General features: G+C 64.1%; 14 protein-coding genes and 1 pseudogene. 5 read left to right on the forward strand and 10 right to left on the reverse strand.

All coding sequences use genetic code 11. The features are described 5' to 3' along the window. Positions 1-35: 35 nt before the first annotated feature. Entirely contained in the window at positions 36-431 is a 396-nt protein-coding gene (locus BM186_RS12735; protein ID WP_072425221.1) for a DUF3301 domain-containing protein, read from the reverse strand. A 122-nt stretch (positions 432-553) separates the two neighbouring features. Between BM186_RS12735 and BM186_RS12740 the strand changes: the two genes are divergently transcribed. After that, positions 554-1,087 carry a TFIIB-type zinc ribbon-containing protein gene (locus tag BM186_RS12740; RefSeq protein WP_072425222.1) on the forward strand — a complete coding sequence of 178 codons (534 nt, stop codon included), beginning with the start codon at positions 554-556 and terminating at the stop codon, positions 1,085-1,087. 27 nt (positions 1,088-1,114) lie between these two features. Here the strand turns inward: BM186_RS12740 and BM186_RS12745 are convergent, their stop codons facing one another. Beyond that, positions 1,115-1,606: an acyl-CoA thioesterase gene (locus BM186_RS12745; RefSeq protein WP_017676198.1), complete on the reverse strand. Its 492-nt coding sequence runs from the start codon at positions 1,604-1,606 to the stop codon at positions 1,115-1,117. Between the two features lie 92 nt (positions 1,607-1,698). Between BM186_RS12745 and BM186_RS12750 the strand changes: the two genes are divergently transcribed. Further along, the gene (locus tag BM186_RS12750; RefSeq protein ID WP_074915690.1) at positions 1,699-2,409 is read left to right on the forward strand and encodes a tetratricopeptide repeat protein; all 711 of its coding nucleotides are present in this window, start codon (positions 1,699-1,701) and stop codon (positions 2,407-2,409) included. Continuing rightward, positions 2,406-3,656, forward strand: coding sequence for a hypothetical protein (locus tag BM186_RS12755; protein ID WP_074915692.1), 1,251 nt, complete (start codon positions 2,406-2,408; stop codon positions 3,654-3,656). The genes BM186_RS12750 and BM186_RS12755 overlap by 4 nt, the downstream gene beginning before the upstream one ends. 44 nt (positions 3,657-3,700) lie before the next feature. Here the strand turns inward: BM186_RS12755 and BM186_RS12760 are convergent, their stop codons facing one another. Both BM186_RS12760 and BM186_RS12765 read right to left on the reverse strand, forming a co-directional pair. Beyond that, the gene (locus tag BM186_RS12760; protein WP_074915694.1) at positions 3,701-5,068 is read right to left on the reverse strand and encodes a glutamine synthetase family protein; all 1,368 of its coding nucleotides are present in this window, start codon (positions 5,066-5,068) and stop codon (positions 3,701-3,703) included. A gap of 91 nt (positions 5,069-5,159) precedes the next feature. Next, positions 5,160-6,554 (reverse strand): aspartate aminotransferase family protein, encoded by a 1,395-nt coding sequence (locus BM186_RS12765; protein ID WP_074915696.1) that lies wholly within the window; start codon positions 6,552-6,554, stop codon positions 5,160-5,162. Positions 6,555-6,801: 247 nt separating this feature from the next. Here BM186_RS12765 and BM186_RS12770 point away from each other — a divergent pair, with 247 nt between their 5' ends. Continuing rightward, a complete protein-coding gene (locus BM186_RS12770) occupies positions 6,802-7,455 on the forward strand; it encodes a GntR family transcriptional regulator (protein WP_072425227.1) in 654 nt (217 codons plus the stop codon). 105 nt (positions 7,456-7,560) lie between these two features. On the opposite strand, the gene BM186_RS12775 is transcribed toward BM186_RS12770, so the two are convergent. Next, positions 7,561-7,968 (reverse strand): SMI1/KNR4 family protein, encoded by a 408-nt coding sequence (locus tag BM186_RS12775; protein ID WP_017676192.1) that lies wholly within the window; start codon positions 7,966-7,968, stop codon positions 7,561-7,563. Positions 7,969-8,073: 105 nt separating this feature from the next. On the opposite strand from BM186_RS12775, the pseudogene BM186_RS12780 reads away from it, so the two are divergent. After that, positions 8,074-8,544, forward strand: a pseudogene (locus tag BM186_RS12780) (GNAT family N-acetyltransferase). A 90-nt stretch (positions 8,545-8,634) separates the two neighbouring features. On the opposite strand, the gene BM186_RS12785 reads toward BM186_RS12780, so the two are convergent. From BM186_RS12785 to uvrD, 5 genes are all read right to left on the reverse strand, one after another. Continuing rightward, positions 8,635-9,489 (reverse strand): Tim44 domain-containing protein, encoded by an 855-nt coding sequence (locus tag BM186_RS12785; protein ID WP_074915698.1) that lies wholly within the window; start codon positions 9,487-9,489, stop codon positions 8,635-8,637. Between the two features lie 156 nt (positions 9,490-9,645). Further along, on the reverse strand, positions 9,646-10,227 hold the full coding sequence (locus BM186_RS12790; RefSeq protein ID WP_072425230.1) for a TetR/AcrR family transcriptional regulator: 582 nt from the start codon (positions 10,225-10,227) through the stop codon (positions 9,646-9,648). Positions 10,228-10,383: 156 nt separating this feature from the next. Then, positions 10,384-11,466, reverse strand: coding sequence for a TRAP transporter substrate-binding protein (locus BM186_RS12795; RefSeq protein ID WP_074915700.1), 1,083 nt, complete (start codon positions 11,464-11,466; stop codon positions 10,384-10,386). Positions 11,467-11,515: 49 nt separating this feature from the next. Continuing rightward, a complete protein-coding gene (locus BM186_RS12800) occupies positions 11,516-12,610 on the reverse strand; it encodes a TRAP transporter substrate-binding protein (protein ID WP_074915702.1) in 1,095 nt (364 codons plus the stop codon). Between the two features lie 23 nt (positions 12,611-12,633). Continuing rightward, positions 12,634-14,817 carry a DNA helicase II gene (gene uvrD, locus BM186_RS12805; RefSeq protein ID WP_074915704.1) on the reverse strand — a complete coding sequence of 728 codons (2,184 nt, stop codon included), beginning with the start codon at positions 14,815-14,817 and terminating at the stop codon, positions 12,634-12,636. Between the last annotated feature and the right edge of the window lie 265 nt (positions 14,818-15,082).

Below are 15,082 nucleotides of genomic sequence, written 5' to 3' on the forward strand. Positions count from 1 at the left end.
CAAGCCGGCTCCTGCGGTTGAGGCTGCACACTGCTCTACTGCGCCTTGCGCCGCCAGTCTTCCAGGCGGATGACGTTGCCTGGCTGCTGCACCGCAACCGGCTCGGGTTGCGGCTCCAGTATTGGATGGGGCTGCAGTTCGATGCGGCCGAGGTGCGGGCCGAACATGCTGATATGCCCGCGCAGGCGCTGCTCGCCAGTGACGGTGAACTCGAAGTCATAGAGTCGCGCCAGGCGCCGGTGGCCCTTGCTGTCGCGCTGGATGGCCAGGCGGCGCAGCGCCACGGCACCGTCGAGCAACTCCACGTCGAGCTTGGCGCAATGTTGCTTGGCGAACGCCAGTGCACGCTCGCGAATACCGTGGCCGCGCCACAGCCAGGCGCAGACGGCAGCGAACAGCATCAGCAGGAAGACATCGAACAGGTTGATCATGGCGACTCCGGCTTCGGGAGACAGAGCTTAGCTTATCTGCCACGTGCTTCTCAGCACAGTGGCTTGCCCATGCGTCGGCTCTGCATTAGCGTTCGCTCTCTTCAGATGAAAAGGACGTCACCATGCATTGCCCCGCTTGCCGTACGACTCGCCTGCAACCAGCAAAACTCGAAGATGGCCTGCTCGGCCATGGCTGTGCACAGTGCCAAGGCACGCTGGTCAGCCTGCTGCACTACCGCGACTGGGCCGAGCGCCAGCCAGTACACGAGACGTCAACCGAGCTGGCCGCCGAGGCCGAAGTGGGCGAAACCAGTCATGCTCTGAGTTGCCCCAAGTGCGCCAAGCTGATGAGCAAATTTCAGATCAGCGGCACCCGCGCCAACCGTCTCGACCTGTGCGGCACCTGCGACGAAGCCTGGCTGGACAGCGGCGAATGGCAATTACTCAAGGCCCTGGAGCTGAGCCAGCGCATGCCGGCGATCTTCACCGACGCCTGGCAGCGCCAAGTGCGTCAGCAGGCCAGCGAGCAGGCTCGACGCGAGCGCTTCAGCCGCATCGCCGGCGAGGAAGCCATCGCTCGCGCCGACGAGATTCGTACCTGGCTCAAGGATCATCCGCAGCGCCGCGAGTTGCTGTTCTATATCGGTCACGATTGAGGAGGCGATGGCCCGCCCGTTACGACCCTATGCCTGGTTCTTTTCGTCGCTCAACGCCTGGTAGCGCTGTTGCAACTCGTCGCGAATCTGCCGGCGCTGCTTGGCCTGGCGCTGGCGGCGCAGGCCGTCGGCGGTGTCCGGCTGCAGTTCAGGGATCGGCGCCGGGCGGCCATTGGCATCGACCGCGACCATGGTGAAGAAGCAACTGTTGGTGTGGCGCACCGAGCGCTCACGGATGTTCTCGGTGATGACCTTGATGCCGATCTCCATCGAGGTGCGGCCAGTGTGGTTGACCGAGGCGAGGAAGGTGACCAGCTCACCGACATGCACCGGTTCGCGGAACATCACCTGGTCCACCGACAGGGTCACCACATAGCAACCGGCATAACGGCTGGCGCAGGCGTAGGCGACCTCGTCGAGGTACTTGAGCAGGGTGCCCCCGTGGACATTTCCGGAGAAATTGGCCATATCCGGGGTCATCAGTACGGTCATCGTCAGTTGCGCGGTTCCGGCTTCCATCGTTGCTCCGAGTACGTGTGGGGCTTATGAGAGTAAGGCCTGCTGGCTCTGGGGATGCAAGATACACACTCACTACTGCAAGGATGCCATCCATGCTGATTCACTCGAAATTATTGCTCCTGCCGCTGCTGCTGGGGCTCGCTGGTGCCGTGCAGGCGACCGAAGAATGCGCCACAGCGGTGCAGTGCAACCAGGTCGGCAGCGCCGCCTATCAGGACGGCCGCTTTGAGCAGGCCATCGAAGCGTTCGAACGTCAGTTACGACGCGTCGAGGAGGGTGACACGGCACAGTTGGAGCTGGCGCTGAACAATCTCATCCTCGCCAATCTGCGCGCTGGCGATGCGGGCATGGCGCGTGCCTGGTTGGGCGTGGCGCTGGACAACAATCTCAGCGGCTCCTCGACCCGCCTGCACCTGCGCAAGGTGGCCGAGACACTTAATTATCCAGCGCTGAGCGCCAGCCCCGTCGGCCGCTACCTGCGCTACGGCGGCCAGGCAGTGTGGAGCGAGCTGCTGATCAGCGAGGACGGCAATGGCGGCTATCACGCCAGTTTCTCGCCCGTGCGTGCCGGTGCGCGGGTCGAGGAATATGGTCCAGCCGCCATCGGCGAGCTGGATGGCAAGCTGGTCGGCGACGGCGTGCAGATGCGCCTCGAGGATGCCAGCCTGGACAGCGGCTGTGCGGTGCAACTGCTGCGTGAGGGCATCGAGCTACGCGTGCAGGAAGTGTTCGCCGAGGGTTGTCAGGACTATGGCGGCATGGCTATCAGTGTCGGTGGTCGTTACATCAAAGTGAGTCGATGATGCGCAGAGGGATCGTCGCGCTGCTCTTGGGCCTGCCAGTGCTGCTGGTCGCTGTCGGCTATGCCTGGATGCGGGATGAACCGCTGAGTGCCGACGCTCAAACCTGGCTGGAACAGGCTCAGGTCGATGAGGGGCAGAGTCGGGCCTATGTGTTTCTCAATGGACTGGATGCTGACCTTGAGCAGTCGCCAGAGGCACTGGGTGTCGAGCGGCTAAAGGCCTATCGTGCCTGGCGCAGCAACCACGGCCCGATGGATGAGGGCTTTGCAGAGCCGGTGGTTGCCACGTTGGCTTTACCGCAGGGACCATTGGTCTGTGCGATAGAGAAAGATGGCTGTCTGACCACGCTGCTGAGTGGGGTGTCTGGCTGGGTCGAGACGGATGAGCAGCGTCTTCTGCGCGAGCGCTACTGGCAGTTTCTCCAGCTCGATGACTACCGCAATCTTCTGGAGGCCAGCATCATTGCCCCGTTGCCGCCGCACCGTTACCTCGTGAGTGGCCAGCAGCTGCTGACTCTGCAACTGCTCAAGGCGGCTCAGGAGGGGGAAGGTGAGCAGGTTCGGGCGCGTCTCGATGAGGAGCTGCACCTGCTGCGAGGGCAATTGCGCCGCGCTGATACGCTGATCGCGAAGATGATTCTGGCGCGTATGGTCGAGCGCAACATGCGCTGGCAGGCCGTGCTCTATCGTGAGGGGGTGATGCCGGCGCCGAGCAGTGTGCCTGCCTTCGATGACGCCGAGCGCAGCCTACTGATGCCGCTGCAGCATGAGTTTCAGGGGATGGCGTTACTTTTCGAGGCGCTGCCCAAGGCGGAGAACAGCTTGGGCGAGTGGCTGATGCTGCGGTGGGGCCTGCGCCCACAGATGAGCACCAATGCCAGCTTGACGTTCTATCAGCCGATAGCCGAGCTGTCGCGGCGCCCGCCTGAATTGTTTGTCGGGGAGCTGCGGCAGTTGCCCGCAGCCCAATGGCAACGCAGCTGGCGCAACCCAATGGGTAACGTGTTGCTTGAAATTGGGGCGCCTGACTATCGTCGTTATGCGGTACGACTACAGGACCTTGAAGCCTATCGTCGCCTGCTGCAGGGGCTGTCCCAACTGCCTCAAGGTACGCCAAGTGCCGAGCAGCTGCGCGCCTTCGACAACCCCTACTATCCGGGGCAGCCAGCACTGCTCGATGAGCAGGGCCGGCTGTGTTTTGCCGGTCCCATGCTGGAGGATGACGGCGCGCGCTGCCTGCTGCTGTGAGTTGAGCGTAGGGTGGATGACGCTTTTTCATCCACCTGTCCGACTCAGGCGTGACTCAGGTACCAGCGCCAATCCTGCTCACCCACTTCCCCCATGAATTGGCGGTACTCGGCCCATTTGATCGCCAGGAACACCTTGAGGAAATCCTCGCCCAGCGCTTCGCCTGCCCAGCTCGAACCTTCCAGGTTGCGCAGCGCGGTAAGCCAGTCGGTGGGCAGGGTTTCGCGGGCCTGCTCGTAGCCGTTGCCAACGATGGCCGCGCCCGGCTCGATCTGCTCGCGGATACCCTTGTGGATGCCGGCGAGGATCGCCGCCGCGGCCAGGTAGGGATTGGCGTCGGCGCCGCAGATGCGGTGCTCGACGTGGCGACTGTTGGCCGGCCCGCCCGGCACGCGGAAGGATACGGTGCGGTTGTTCACGCCCCAGCTCTTGGCCAGCGGCGCATAGCTGTTGGCCTGGAAGCGGCGGAAGGAGTTGGCGTTGGGGCAGAAGATCGCCAGGGCGTCGTCGAGCGTGGCCATCATGCCGCCAATGGCATGACGCAGCAGCGGCGTGCCATGCGGGTCTTCGCTGCCCATCAAGTTGTTGCCGTCGGCGTCGGCCAGCGACACGTGCATATGCAGGCCGCTACCGGCCTGGTCGCCGAACGGCTTGGCCATGAAGCAGGCCTGCAGCCCGTGCTTGTTCGCCACGCCCTTGACCAGACGCTTGTAGCGCACGCCTTCGTCCACCGCCTGCAGGGCGTCGAAGCGGTGTTCCAGGGTCAGCTCGAGCTGGCCGGGGGCGTATTCGGAAATCGCCGTGCGTACCGGCAGGCCCTGGGCTTCGCAGGCGGCGTAGAGATCGTCGAGAAACGGCTGCACCTGCTCCAGCTCGTACACGCCGTAGACCTGCGGCGCCTGCGGGCGTACGCCATTCATCTGCACGGCGGGCTGCGGGCGACCGTTGGCGTCGCGGGTCTTGTCCAGCAGGTAGAACTCCAGCTCCACCGCCATCACCGGGTGATAGCCGTCGGCCTTGAGCGCGTCGATGGTACGGGCCAGCACGTGGCGCGGATCACCCGGGGTGGCCGGCAGGCCTTGGGTCGGGTGCATGCTCACCTGCACCTGGCCGGTGGGCACTGCGCGCCAGGGTTGCAGGCACAGCGAGCCAGGCAGGGGATAGGTCCAGCAGTCGGCGTCGGCCACTTCCCAGACCAGGCCGCTCTCCTCGACGTCCTCGCCCTGAATGGTCAGCGAGAGGATGGAGCTGGGCAGTGGCCGGCCGTTCTCGTACATGGCCAGCAGCTCGTCGCGATGCAGCAGCTTGCCGCGCGGGATGCCATTGGCGTCGATCAGCATCAGCTCGATGCTGCGCACCTCGGGGTGCTTGGCGAGGAAATCGCGGGCTTCCTGGGGATTGGCGAATTGCATGGTGGTTCTCGCAGAAGGTCGTGGGGCGCAGTGCATCCTGTGGGAGGGGCTTCAGCGGCGACAACCGCGGCTGAAGCCCCTCCCACGGGTATCACTCACGGGCACCGGGGATGGCCAGCAGCTCGGTGAGGGCCGCATCGAGCATGGCGATCAGTTTGTCCACATCAGCCTCGGTGGTGCTCGGGCAGCACAGGGTCATGTTGTGAAACGGCGTGATCAGGATGCCGCGGTTGATCAGGTACAGGTGCAGGGCCATCTGCAGCTGGTCATGGAACGCCGCTTCGGCCTCGGCACCGGTGCGCGGCGGGGTGGCGCAGAACTGGAATTCACAGCGTGCGCCCAGCTCGGTCACCGACCAGTTCAGGTCGTGCTTGCCGATCAACTGGCGGAAGCCCTCGGCCAAGCGCGCCGCCAGCGGCAGCATGTGGTCGTAGGCCGCCTGGGTCATCACCTGTTCCAGGTTGGCACGCATGCAGTGCATGGCCAGAGCGTTGGCCGACAGGGTGGTGCCCATGCCGCTGTGGCCGTGACCGTGGCTTTCTTCACTGGCGCGCTGACGGGCTTTAGTCATGGCTTCGGCCATCGCTGCGCTGCAACCGAAGATGCCGCAGGGCACGCCACCGGCGATGGGTTTGCCGACCACGAAGAAGTCCGGGTCGAGGCCCCACAACCGCGTGCAGCCGCCGACGTCGGTGGAGATGGTATGGGTTTCGTCGATGATCAGCAGGCTGCCGTACTGGCGCGTCAGCTCGCGGCACTTCTGCATGAAGCCTGGATCGGGCAGGACCATGCCGATGTTGGTCATCGCCGGCTCGCAGAGCAGGGCGCAGACGTCGCCCTGGGCCAATGCGGCTTCCAGCGCTTCGACGTCGTTGAAGGGAATGGCGCGGCTGTGCTCGGTCAGGTCGTAGGCCTGGCCGACCAGACCGGAGCGGTGCACGGTCTGGCCATCGCGCTCGCGCACCATCACGTCGTCGACGGTGCCGTGGTAGCAGCCGTCGAACACCAGCAGGGTCTTGCGCTGAGTGATGGCGCGCGCCCAGCGCAGCACGTAGCGGTTGGAGTCGGTGGCGGTGGCGGTCACCTGCCAGTAGGGCAGGCCGAAGCGCTGGGCCAGCAGCTCGCCGCAGACCACGGCGTCTTCGCCGGGCAGCATGGTGGTCAGGCCGTTGTTCGCCTGCTCGGCGAGGGCGCGAGCGACCGGGTCGGGGGAGTGGCCGAACATGGTGCCGGTGTCGCCCAGGCAGAAGTCGATGTACTCATGACCGTCCACGTCGAAGAAACGTGCGCCCTTGGCGCGTTCGACGAACAGCGGCACCGGCGTCGACCAATCGGCCATCCAGTGCATCGGTACGCCGCCGTACAGCGAGTGACGGGCGCGTTCGGCCAGCGCCACGGACTTCGGATTGCGGGACAGGAACAGTTCGCGCTCGGCAGCGACGAAACGATCAACGGCGATTGGGCTGATGCCACTGGCGGTGGTCATGGGTCTTACCTCGATTGGACGCTGCGGGCATGATATTTTGTGATCACAAAATAGTAAATGGTTTGATTGTGGTCAGGATTTTCAGCATTAATTGCGTATTTGTGATCACAAAATACTTCGTGGTGAGCTATTTTTCACACAAAATCAGTTCCTGACGTAGACTCGCCACATTTTCCACCGGAGCCTTTCATGCGTGACTGTAGCCTGACCCTTGCTCAACTGCCGGCGCCACCGAGGGAGGTAGCGCATGGCTGACAATCTGCAGGAACAGCTGTATCAGAACATCCGCTCGGGCCTGCTGGCGGGGCGCTTTCAACCTGGCCAGCGGCTGAAGATCCGTGACCTCGCGGCACAATGGGGTACCAGCCCGATGCCGGTTCGCGCGGCCCTGCAGCGGCTGGTGGCCGAGGGTGTGCTGGAGGGCGAGCAGCAGCGCTCGGTGCGGGTCCCGTCGATGACCCGCGAACGCTACGAAAACATCTTTCAGGTGCGTCTGGCGCTGGAAGGTCTGGCAGTGGAGTTGGCCACGCCGAGCCTGACCCGCGACGATCTGGCCCTGCTGCGGGACTGCGTGCAACGCATGGATGTGGCCATCGAGACGCGACAGGTGCAGGACTACCTCAACGCCAACAGCCAGTTTCACCTGCACTTGTACGGCGCCTGCGGCAACCCGGTGCTGATGCGTTCGATCGAGTCGCTATGGCTGCAGATCGGCCCCTTCTTCAACCGGCTTTTTACCGGCGCCGACCTGTCGCTACGGCTCAACGACTTTCATGAAGACGCCTTCGCCGCCATCGAGGCCGGCGACGCCAAGGGCGCACGTCAGGCCATGGAGCAGGATCTGCTGTATTTCGCGCGGTTCCTGCTCAACCTGCTGGCGCTGGAGCAGGGCGAGGTGTGAGTGGTGTGCCGATTCCCCTGAGGGTCGTGGCTAAAGCCCCTCCCACGGTGCCGAGTCTCGGGCACAGATGGTGGGAGGCGCTTTAGCGGCGACAAGGCTTTGCCGTCAGCTCTCCAGCCAGACGTCGCGGCACCAGTGCCAGACCGAGTCCCAGCTTTCGTCGGTCAGCTCGCCTTCGTCGCCATCCCACAGCCAGACCTGACCTTCCACGTCCACGGCGTAGTAGTCGCGGCCGTCCTGGCACAGCGGCACCAGATCGCGTGGCAGGCCGAGGCTCCAGGCTTCGGCGGCGACTTCCGGCAGGTAGGTGTGCGATTGCGGATCACTGGCGGTCACCGGCTCCAGGCGGCCGTAGACCACATCACTGACCTTGAGCAGGTATTCGCGCAGCTCGAAGGGCAAGTGAATGAGGATCTGCTCCTGAATCTCCACCAGGGTCTCTTCTTCCGGCAGCTCCAGCGGTACCGGGACCGGCTCGTTGAGTTCGCGCAGCTGTTCGATGACTTCTTCCACGGCGTCGGCTCCTCATCAGGGGGGATCGGCTTTATACAGTAGCTGGCCAGCAGAATGAAAACATGTCGACGTCACGGCATACTGGCGCTTTTGCGGAGCCCTTTGATGTCATCTCTTGCCTGGCACTGCCTGCACCACAGCGAACTCGATACCGCCACCCTCTATGAACTGCTGGCGCTGCGCACCCAGGTGTTCGTGGTCGAGCAGAACTGTCCCTATCTGGAAACCGATGGCCAGGACCTGGTCGGTGACACCTGTCACCTGCTGGCGCGTGACGAGTCGGGGCTGGTGGGCTACCTGCGCCTGCTCGATCCGCAGCGTATGGACGGCGAGGTGGTGATCGGTCGGGTGGTGATCGCCGAGCGGGCGCGCGGCACCGGGCTGGGTCACCGGCTGATGGAGCAGGCGCTGCTCGAGTGTCACCAGCGTTGGCCGGGCGTGCCGGTCTATCTGTCGGCGCAGGCGCATCTGCAGGGGTACTAAGGGCGTTACGGTTTCGCGGCGGTGAGCGAGGTGTATCTGGAGGACGACATCCCGCATATCGGCATGCGCCGGGCTGCTACCGATCCATCGTGATGGGCTGTAGGAGCGGCTTCAGCCGTGATAACCGGTAAATGCCCAAATAAAAAACCCGGGCAAGCCCGGGTTTTTTGTGCGTCGTAGCGATCAGTTCTGGCGAATGCCGGCGATCAGCCAGGGCTGGTTGTCGCCCTGGGCGCGCTCCAGGCGCCAGCTTTCGCTGAACGGCTCGCCCTGATCGAAGCGCGAAGTCTTCGACACACCGCTGAAGGTCAGGGTGGCGATGGTTTTCTCGGCATTGTCGTCGACGCCATCGAGTTGCACGTTGAGGTCTTCGATGTAGGTGGACTGGAAGCCGTCACCCAGCTCGGCGCGTTCGCGCTTGAGGAACTCCAGCAGTTGCGGGGTGACGAACTCGGCAATCTTGTCCATCTCGTCGGCGTCCCAGTGCTGCTGCAGGTTCATGAAGTGCTCACGACCGGCGGCAATGAAGCTCTGCTCGTTGAACCAGGCCGGGGCGTTGATCACCGGAGCGGCCGAAGCCAGACGACCGCCGAAGATATTGCTGCCAGCGGCCGGCGCGTTGTCGGCGTTCGGCATTTCACGCTGGTACGGAGCACCGGCAGCAGCCATTTGTGGCTGTTGGCGAGCGCGACGGGCGGCGAGGAAACGGAACAGCAGGAAGGCGATCAGGCCGAAGATCAGCATGTCCATGATCTGCAGGCCTTCGAAACCATCACCCATGAACATCGAGGCCAGCAGGCCACCGGCGGCCAGACCGGCCAGCGGGCCGAGCCAGCGCGAAGCGCCGCTGGCGGCAGCGGCAGGCTGTTGACGACCGGGTGCCTGGGCAGCCGGCTGTGCCGGTGGCGTAGCCTGGCGGGTCTGGTGGCTGGGCGCAGAGCCGAAGGATTTGCCACCGCCAAAACGCTTGGCGTGGGCTTCGAAGCTGAAGGTCAGTGCCAGGCACAGCACCATGGCGATACTGAGGAAACGCTGCATCACGGTTTTCTCTCTTGTGGAAAAGCTTGGTCGGCATCTTGCCCGCCACGGGGGCGCATGACCAGTGACAGAATGTTTCCGGCTTTTGCCTGCGCTAGACGGTGCCGTGCGCGCCCGGCTTGCTAGCGAAGCGGCCCCTGTTGCGCATGGCATGCCCTACGGGCGTTGCAGTAGCAGGGGCAGGGGGCCGCAGCGCAGTTGGCCACGGAGAAAGGCGCGGAAGGTTGCTACATCTTCTTCTGGATGGCGCAGCCAGTGTACGAAGCTGCGCAGGTAGGCGCCGGTGAGCAGGGTTTCCTCGGCGATGCGGCGCAGGTGCAGACTTTGCCGGCCAGCGGTTTCGCGCCACCACTGCACGGTGCGGCTGATGCGCATCAGGCCGAGCACCTGCAGGTGGATATGTCCGGGTTCGAGCTTGTACAGCAGCATCTGCCCGGTCACCGCGCGATGGGCTGCCAGGCTGTCGAGCCAGGCCAGCAGGCAGCTTTCCAGACGTTGTTCGGCGTTCAGACCCTGCAGATCGGGATTTCTGGCGTGGCCGAGCATGGCCAGGTCGGCGCGGTCGAACCAGGCTTCCACCAGGTCGTCCTTGTCGCGGTAGTGACGGGCAATATCGTCCAGGCCAATGTCGAGCGCGGCGGCGACGTCGAACAGGTGCAGGCGCTCCCAGCCGCAGACGTCGGCCAGTTGCAGGGCGGTATCGAGGATGTGGGCGGGGTCGGTTGGCTTTTTCTTCATCCCTGAAGTATGGCTGCCGGCGCATGAGCTGGCGTCTGGAACGACAAACGTAGCCTTCAGCGGCCGGTGCGCGCGGCGCACCCTACGTGGCGTCTGCGTTGTGAGGCTGACACGGGTAGGGTGCGCCATGCGCACCGCCGTCGCCAATCGACGTGCTCAGCGCCAGTCGTACAGCTCTTTTTCCGACAGCGCCTGCATCGAGGTGGCCAGCGCCTGGAAGGCCTGCATGGAGGCCCAGATGCGGCCGTTGAGCTCGCTCTGCGCGGCCAGCTCGCCAAGCACTTGTTCGCTCTCGTTTTGCATGGCCTGCAGCACCTCGTCGGGGAAGCGCTTGAGCAGCGTGCCGCTCTTCTTCAGCTCGTCCAGCGCCAGGGCGTTGTGGTAGACGTAGTCGTCCATCATGTCCTGGGTCGCTGCGCGCGCCGCTTCGGTGACGATGGCCTGCAGGTCGGCCGGTAGCGCATCGAAGGCCTTCTGGTTGATCAGCAGCTCGAGCACCGACTGCGGCTCCTGCCAGCCCGGGTAGTAGTAATACCTGGCGGCCTTCTGCAGGCCGAAGGCCAGGTCGTTGTAGGGGCTGACCCAGTCGGTGGCGTCGATGGCGCCGGTCTGCAGGGCGGTGAAGATTTCGCCACCCGGCATCACCACGGTGGTCGCACCCAGGCGGTTCCAGACTTCGCCGCCGAGGCCCGGCATACGGATCTTCAGGCCTTTGATGTCAGCCAGGCTGTTGATTTCCTTGTTGAACCAGCCGCCCATCTGCATGGTGCTGTTGCCCGCCGTCAGCGGCTTGAGGCCGAACGGCGCATAGGCTTCGTCCCACAGTGCCTGGCCGCCGCCCTTGTTCAGCCAGGCGTTCATTTCCAGGGTGGACAGGCCGAAGGGTACTGCGCCGAAGAACTGCGCGGCCGGTACCTTGCCCTTCCAGTAATAGGGTGTGCCATGGCCGAGTTCCGCCGTACCGCGAGACACGGCGTCGAACACCTCCAGTGCCGGCACCAACTCGCCAGCGGCATAGACCTTGATGGTCAGGCGCCCGGCGCTCATGGCGTTGACGCGCTCGGCCAGGCGTTCGGCTGCGGTGCCGGTGCCGGGTGCGTTCTTCGGCCAGGTGGTGACCATCTTCCAGTGGAAGGTCTGGGCGGGGGCTGCGGCCTGGTCGGCCGGTGCGGAGTCGTCCTTGCAGCCGATCAGGCCGAGGGCGAGCAGGGGTAGGAGGAGCAGAGAGCGAAGGCGCATGGGCAGAATCCCTAAGAAAAACGGGGCTTTTCAGCCCCGTTCAGTTGGCTCAACGCCAGTTGTACAGCTCTTTCTCGGTCAGCGCCTGCATGGCGCTGGCCTCTTCGAGGAAGGCTTTCTGCGAGGCCCAGATGCGGCCGTTGAGGTCGTTCTCGGCAGCCAAAGACTCGAGCACTACGTTGGATTGCTCACGCATGGCTTGCAGCACCTCGTCCGGCAGACGCTTGAACTGCACGCCCTCGCTCTTCAGGCTTTGCAGCGCCTTGGCGTTGTTGAACACGTAGTCGTCCATCATATCCAGGGTCGCGGCGCGCGCGGCTTCGACGACGATGGCCTGCAGGTCGGCCGGCAGCGCGTCGAAGGCCTTCTGGTTGACCATGGATTCGACCACGGCCTGCGGCTCCTGCCAGCCTGGGAAGTAGTAGTACTTGGCTGCCTTGTGCAGACCGAAGGCCAGGTCGTTGTACGGGCCGACCCAGTCGGTGGCATCGATGGCGCCGGTCTGCAGGGAGGTGAAGATCTCGCCGCCCGGCAGGTTGACGGTGATCGCGCCGAGCTTGCTCCAGACTTCGCCGCCGAGGCCCGGCATGCGGATCTTCAGGCCCTTGATGTCGCCCAGGCTGTTGATTTCCTTGTTGAACCAGCCACCCATCTGCATGGTGGTGTTGCCGGCCGACAGTGGCTTCACGCCGAACGGTGCGTAGGTTTCGTCCCACAGTGCTTGGCCGCCGCCCTTGCTCAGCCAGGCGTTCATTTCCAGGGTGGACAGGCCGAACGGCACGCTGCTGAAGAACTGCGCAGCCGGCACCTTGCCTTTCCAATAATACGGCGTGCCGTGACCCATCTCGGCGGTGCCGCGCGAGACGGCATCGAACACTTCCAGCGCCGGCACCAGCTCACCGGCAGCGTAGACCTTGACGGTCAGGCGTCCGGCGCTCATGGCGTTGATGCGTTCGGCCAGGCGCTCGGCGGCGGTGCCCAGGCCCGGGAAGTTTTTCGGCCACGAAGTGACCATCTTCCAGTGGACGGTTTCTGCTGGCTTGGCAGCGGCTTGCTCGCTGGCAGCCTTTTCTTCTTTACAACCAACCAGGCCGATGGCGGCGATCAGTGCCACAGCGGCGCCGAACAGATTGCGGCGATTCATCGATTATCTCCAGATACGGTGTGCTAATAGGCTTCAAGCTTGGCGTACGCCAGCATCAGCCATTTACTGCCTTCGTTTTCGAAATTCACTTGAACCCGCGCCTGGGCACCAGAACCCTCGAAATTGAGGATGGTGCCCTCGCCGAACAGGCTGTGACGTACGCGCTGGCCCAGGTTGAAGGGCGTTTGCGGTATGGCACTGCCGGCGAACAGGCTGCCGCCACCCATCGAGCTGGTGCTCACCGGGCGGCTGACGCTGTTGCTCAGGCGTACTTCCTGAATCAGCGGTGCGGGGATTTCGCGGACAAAGCGCGACACCTTGTTATAGGTCTCGCTACCGTAGAGACGCCGTGTTTCGGCGTAGCTGATCACCAGCTTCTGCATGGCACGGGTAATGCCGACATAGGCCAGGCGGCGTTCTTCTTCCAGTCGGCCCGGTTCCTCCAGGCTCATCTTGTGCGGGAACAGACCCTCTTCCATGCCCACCAGGAACACCAGGGGGAATTCCAGGCCCTTGGCACTGTGCAGGGTCATCAGTTGAATGCTGTCTTCGTTCTCGGCGGCCTGGGTGTCCCCGGCCTCCAGCGAGGCATGGGTGAGGAAGGCCTGCAGCGGGGTCAGCTCGTCGTCTTCATCGTTCTCGAAGGTGCGTGCGGCACTGACCAGTTCCTCCAGGTTTTCCACCCGGGCCTGGCCTTTCTCGCCTTTTTCCGCCTCGTGATAGGCGAGCAGGCCGCTCTTTTCGATGACCACCTGGGTCATCTGGTGCAGCGGCATGGCCAGGACCTGCTCGGCCAGGCTGTCGATCAGTTCGATGAAGCCGGCCAGGGCACCCGAGGCACGAGCGGGCAGCGCCTTGACCGTCAGCATCAGGCGAATCGCCTCCCACATATGCACGTCATGGGCGCGGGCGTATTCGCGGATGGTCTCGATGGTCTTCTCGCCGATGCCACGCGCCGGCACGTTGATGATGCGCTCCAGCGCCGCATCGTTGCCGCGCCCGTCGAGCAGGCGCAGGTAGGCCATGGCGTTCTTGATCTCGGCGCGCTCGAAGAAGCGTTGACCGCCGTAGATGCGATAGGGGATCTTCTCGCGCAGCAACGCCTCTTCCAGCACCCGCGACTGGGCGTTGGAGCGATAGAGAATGGCGATCTCGCTGCGTTTGAGGCCGTCCTTGCGCAAGGAGTCCTCGATGGTTTCCACCACGTAGCGCGCTTCGTCGTGCTCGTTGAAGGCGGCATACAGAGCCAGCGGCTCGCCATCGCCGACTTCGGTGCGCAGCTCCTTCCCTAGGCGGCCCTGGTTGTTGGCGATCAGCGCGTTGGCGGCATTGAGGATGTTCGCCGTGGAGCGATAGTTCTGCTCCAGACGGATGATCTCGGCATCGGCGAAGTCGCTGTCGAACTGCTGGATGTTCTCGATCTTCGCGCCGCGCCAGCCGTAGATCGACTGATCGTCGTCACCCACCACCATCAGGCTCTCGCCGCCTTTGGCGAGAAAGCGCAACCAGGCGTACTGCACGGCGTTGGTGTCCTGGAACTCGTCGACTAGGATATGGCGGAAGCGGCGCTGGTAGTGCTCCAGCAGCCCGGCGTTGTCGCGCCACAGATCGAGGGCACGCAGCAGCAGCTCGGCGAAGTCGATGACGCCGGTGCGTGCGCAGGCCGCCTCGTAGGCTTCATAAATGCTGCGCATGGTGGCCAGGAACAGGTCGCCGCTGGCCTGGATGCCTTGCGGGCGGATGCCCTCATCCTTCTGCCCGTTGATGAACCACTGCGCCTGTTTGGCCGGCCAGCGTTGTTCATCGAGGCCGAGGTCGCGGATTACCCGCTTGATCAGGCGTTGCTGATCGTCAGAGTCGAGAATCTGGAAGTTCTCGGCCAGTCCGGCTTCTTTCCAGTGCGCACGCAGCAGGCGGTGAGCCAGGCCGTGGAAGGTACCGACCCACATGCCGGCAGGGGCGTGGCCCAGCACGTCTTCGATGCGGTGGCGCATCTCGGCGGCTGCCTTGTTGGTGAAGGTCACCGACAGGATGCTGTGCGGCGACACGTCCAGGCGCTGGATCAGGAAGGCAATGCGGTGCACCAGCACACGGGTCTTGCCCGAGCCGGCGCCGGCCAGCACCAGCTGATGACCAGGCGGCGTGGTGACCGCGTGGTGCTGGGCGGGATTGAGGGTAGTGAGTCTGTGATCGAGGTCATTTTGCATCGCGGCATTCTAGGGGGCCGGACAGGGGAGGGCAAACCGTCAGCCAGGCGCGGTGAAACGAGCCTGACGCAACCGACGACTGGCAGGTCAGGGCGTAGATGGGCGTGCTCAGGCGGCCAAAGGCCATCACGCTCTGCCGGTGCCCGCCAAAAGATGGGCGCCAAGCCGTGAAATTGCCCACATCGTTGTTGGGCACAGCGTCTGTCTCGGGTATTCTCCCGCGACGTCAGGGTTGGGGGCGTCGCAAAAAGCGTCCAATACCCTT

Source organism: Ectopseudomonas toyotomiensis (assembly GCF_900115695.1).
Lineage (GTDB): Bacteria > Pseudomonadota > Gammaproteobacteria > Pseudomonadales > Pseudomonadaceae > Aquipseudomonas > Aquipseudomonas toyotomiensis.

What these genes read in the sequence shown, in the direction of transcription:
- BM186_RS12735 (WP_072425221.1), bottom strand. Translation starts at nt 431, where the DNA reads ATGATCAACCTGTTCGATGTCTTCCTGCTGATGCTGTTCGCTGCCGTC.
- BM186_RS12740 (WP_072425222.1), top strand. Translation starts at nt 554, where the DNA reads ATGCATTGCCCCGCTTGCCGTACGACTCGCCTGCAACCAGCAAAACTC.
- BM186_RS12745 (WP_017676198.1), bottom strand. Translation starts at nt 1,606, where the DNA reads ATGGAAGCCGGAACCGCGCAACTGACGATGACCGTACTGATGACCCCG.
- BM186_RS12750 (WP_074915690.1), top strand. Translation starts at nt 1,699, where the DNA reads ATGCTGATTCACTCGAAATTATTGCTCCTGCCGCTGCTGCTGGGGCTC.
- BM186_RS12755 (WP_074915692.1), top strand. Translation starts at nt 2,406, where the DNA reads ATGATGCGCAGAGGGATCGTCGCGCTGCTCTTGGGCCTGCCAGTGCTG.
- BM186_RS12760 (WP_074915694.1), bottom strand. Translation starts at nt 5,068, where the DNA reads ATGCAATTCGCCAATCCCCAGGAAGCCCGCGATTTCCTCGCCAAGCAC.
- BM186_RS12765 (WP_074915696.1), bottom strand. Translation starts at nt 6,554, where the DNA reads ATGACCACCGCCAGTGGCATCAGCCCAATCGCCGTTGATCGTTTCGTC.
- BM186_RS12770 (WP_072425227.1), top strand. Translation starts at nt 6,802, where the DNA reads ATGGCTGACAATCTGCAGGAACAGCTGTATCAGAACATCCGCTCGGGC.
- BM186_RS12785 (WP_074915698.1), bottom strand. Translation starts at nt 9,489, where the DNA reads ATGCAGCGTTTCCTCAGTATCGCCATGGTGCTGTGCCTGGCACTGACC.
- BM186_RS12790 (WP_072425230.1), bottom strand. Translation starts at nt 10,227, where the DNA reads ATGAAGAAAAAGCCAACCGACCCCGCCCACATCCTCGATACCGCCCTG.
- BM186_RS12795 (WP_074915700.1), bottom strand. Translation starts at nt 11,466, where the DNA reads ATGCGCCTTCGCTCTCTGCTCCTCCTACCCCTGCTCGCCCTCGGCCTG.
- BM186_RS12800 (WP_074915702.1), bottom strand. Translation starts at nt 12,610, where the DNA reads ATGAATCGCCGCAATCTGTTCGGCGCCGCTGTGGCACTGATCGCCGCC.
- uvrD (WP_074915704.1), bottom strand. Translation starts at nt 14,817, where the DNA reads ATGCAAAATGACCTCGATCACAGACTCACTACCCTCAATCCCGCCCAG.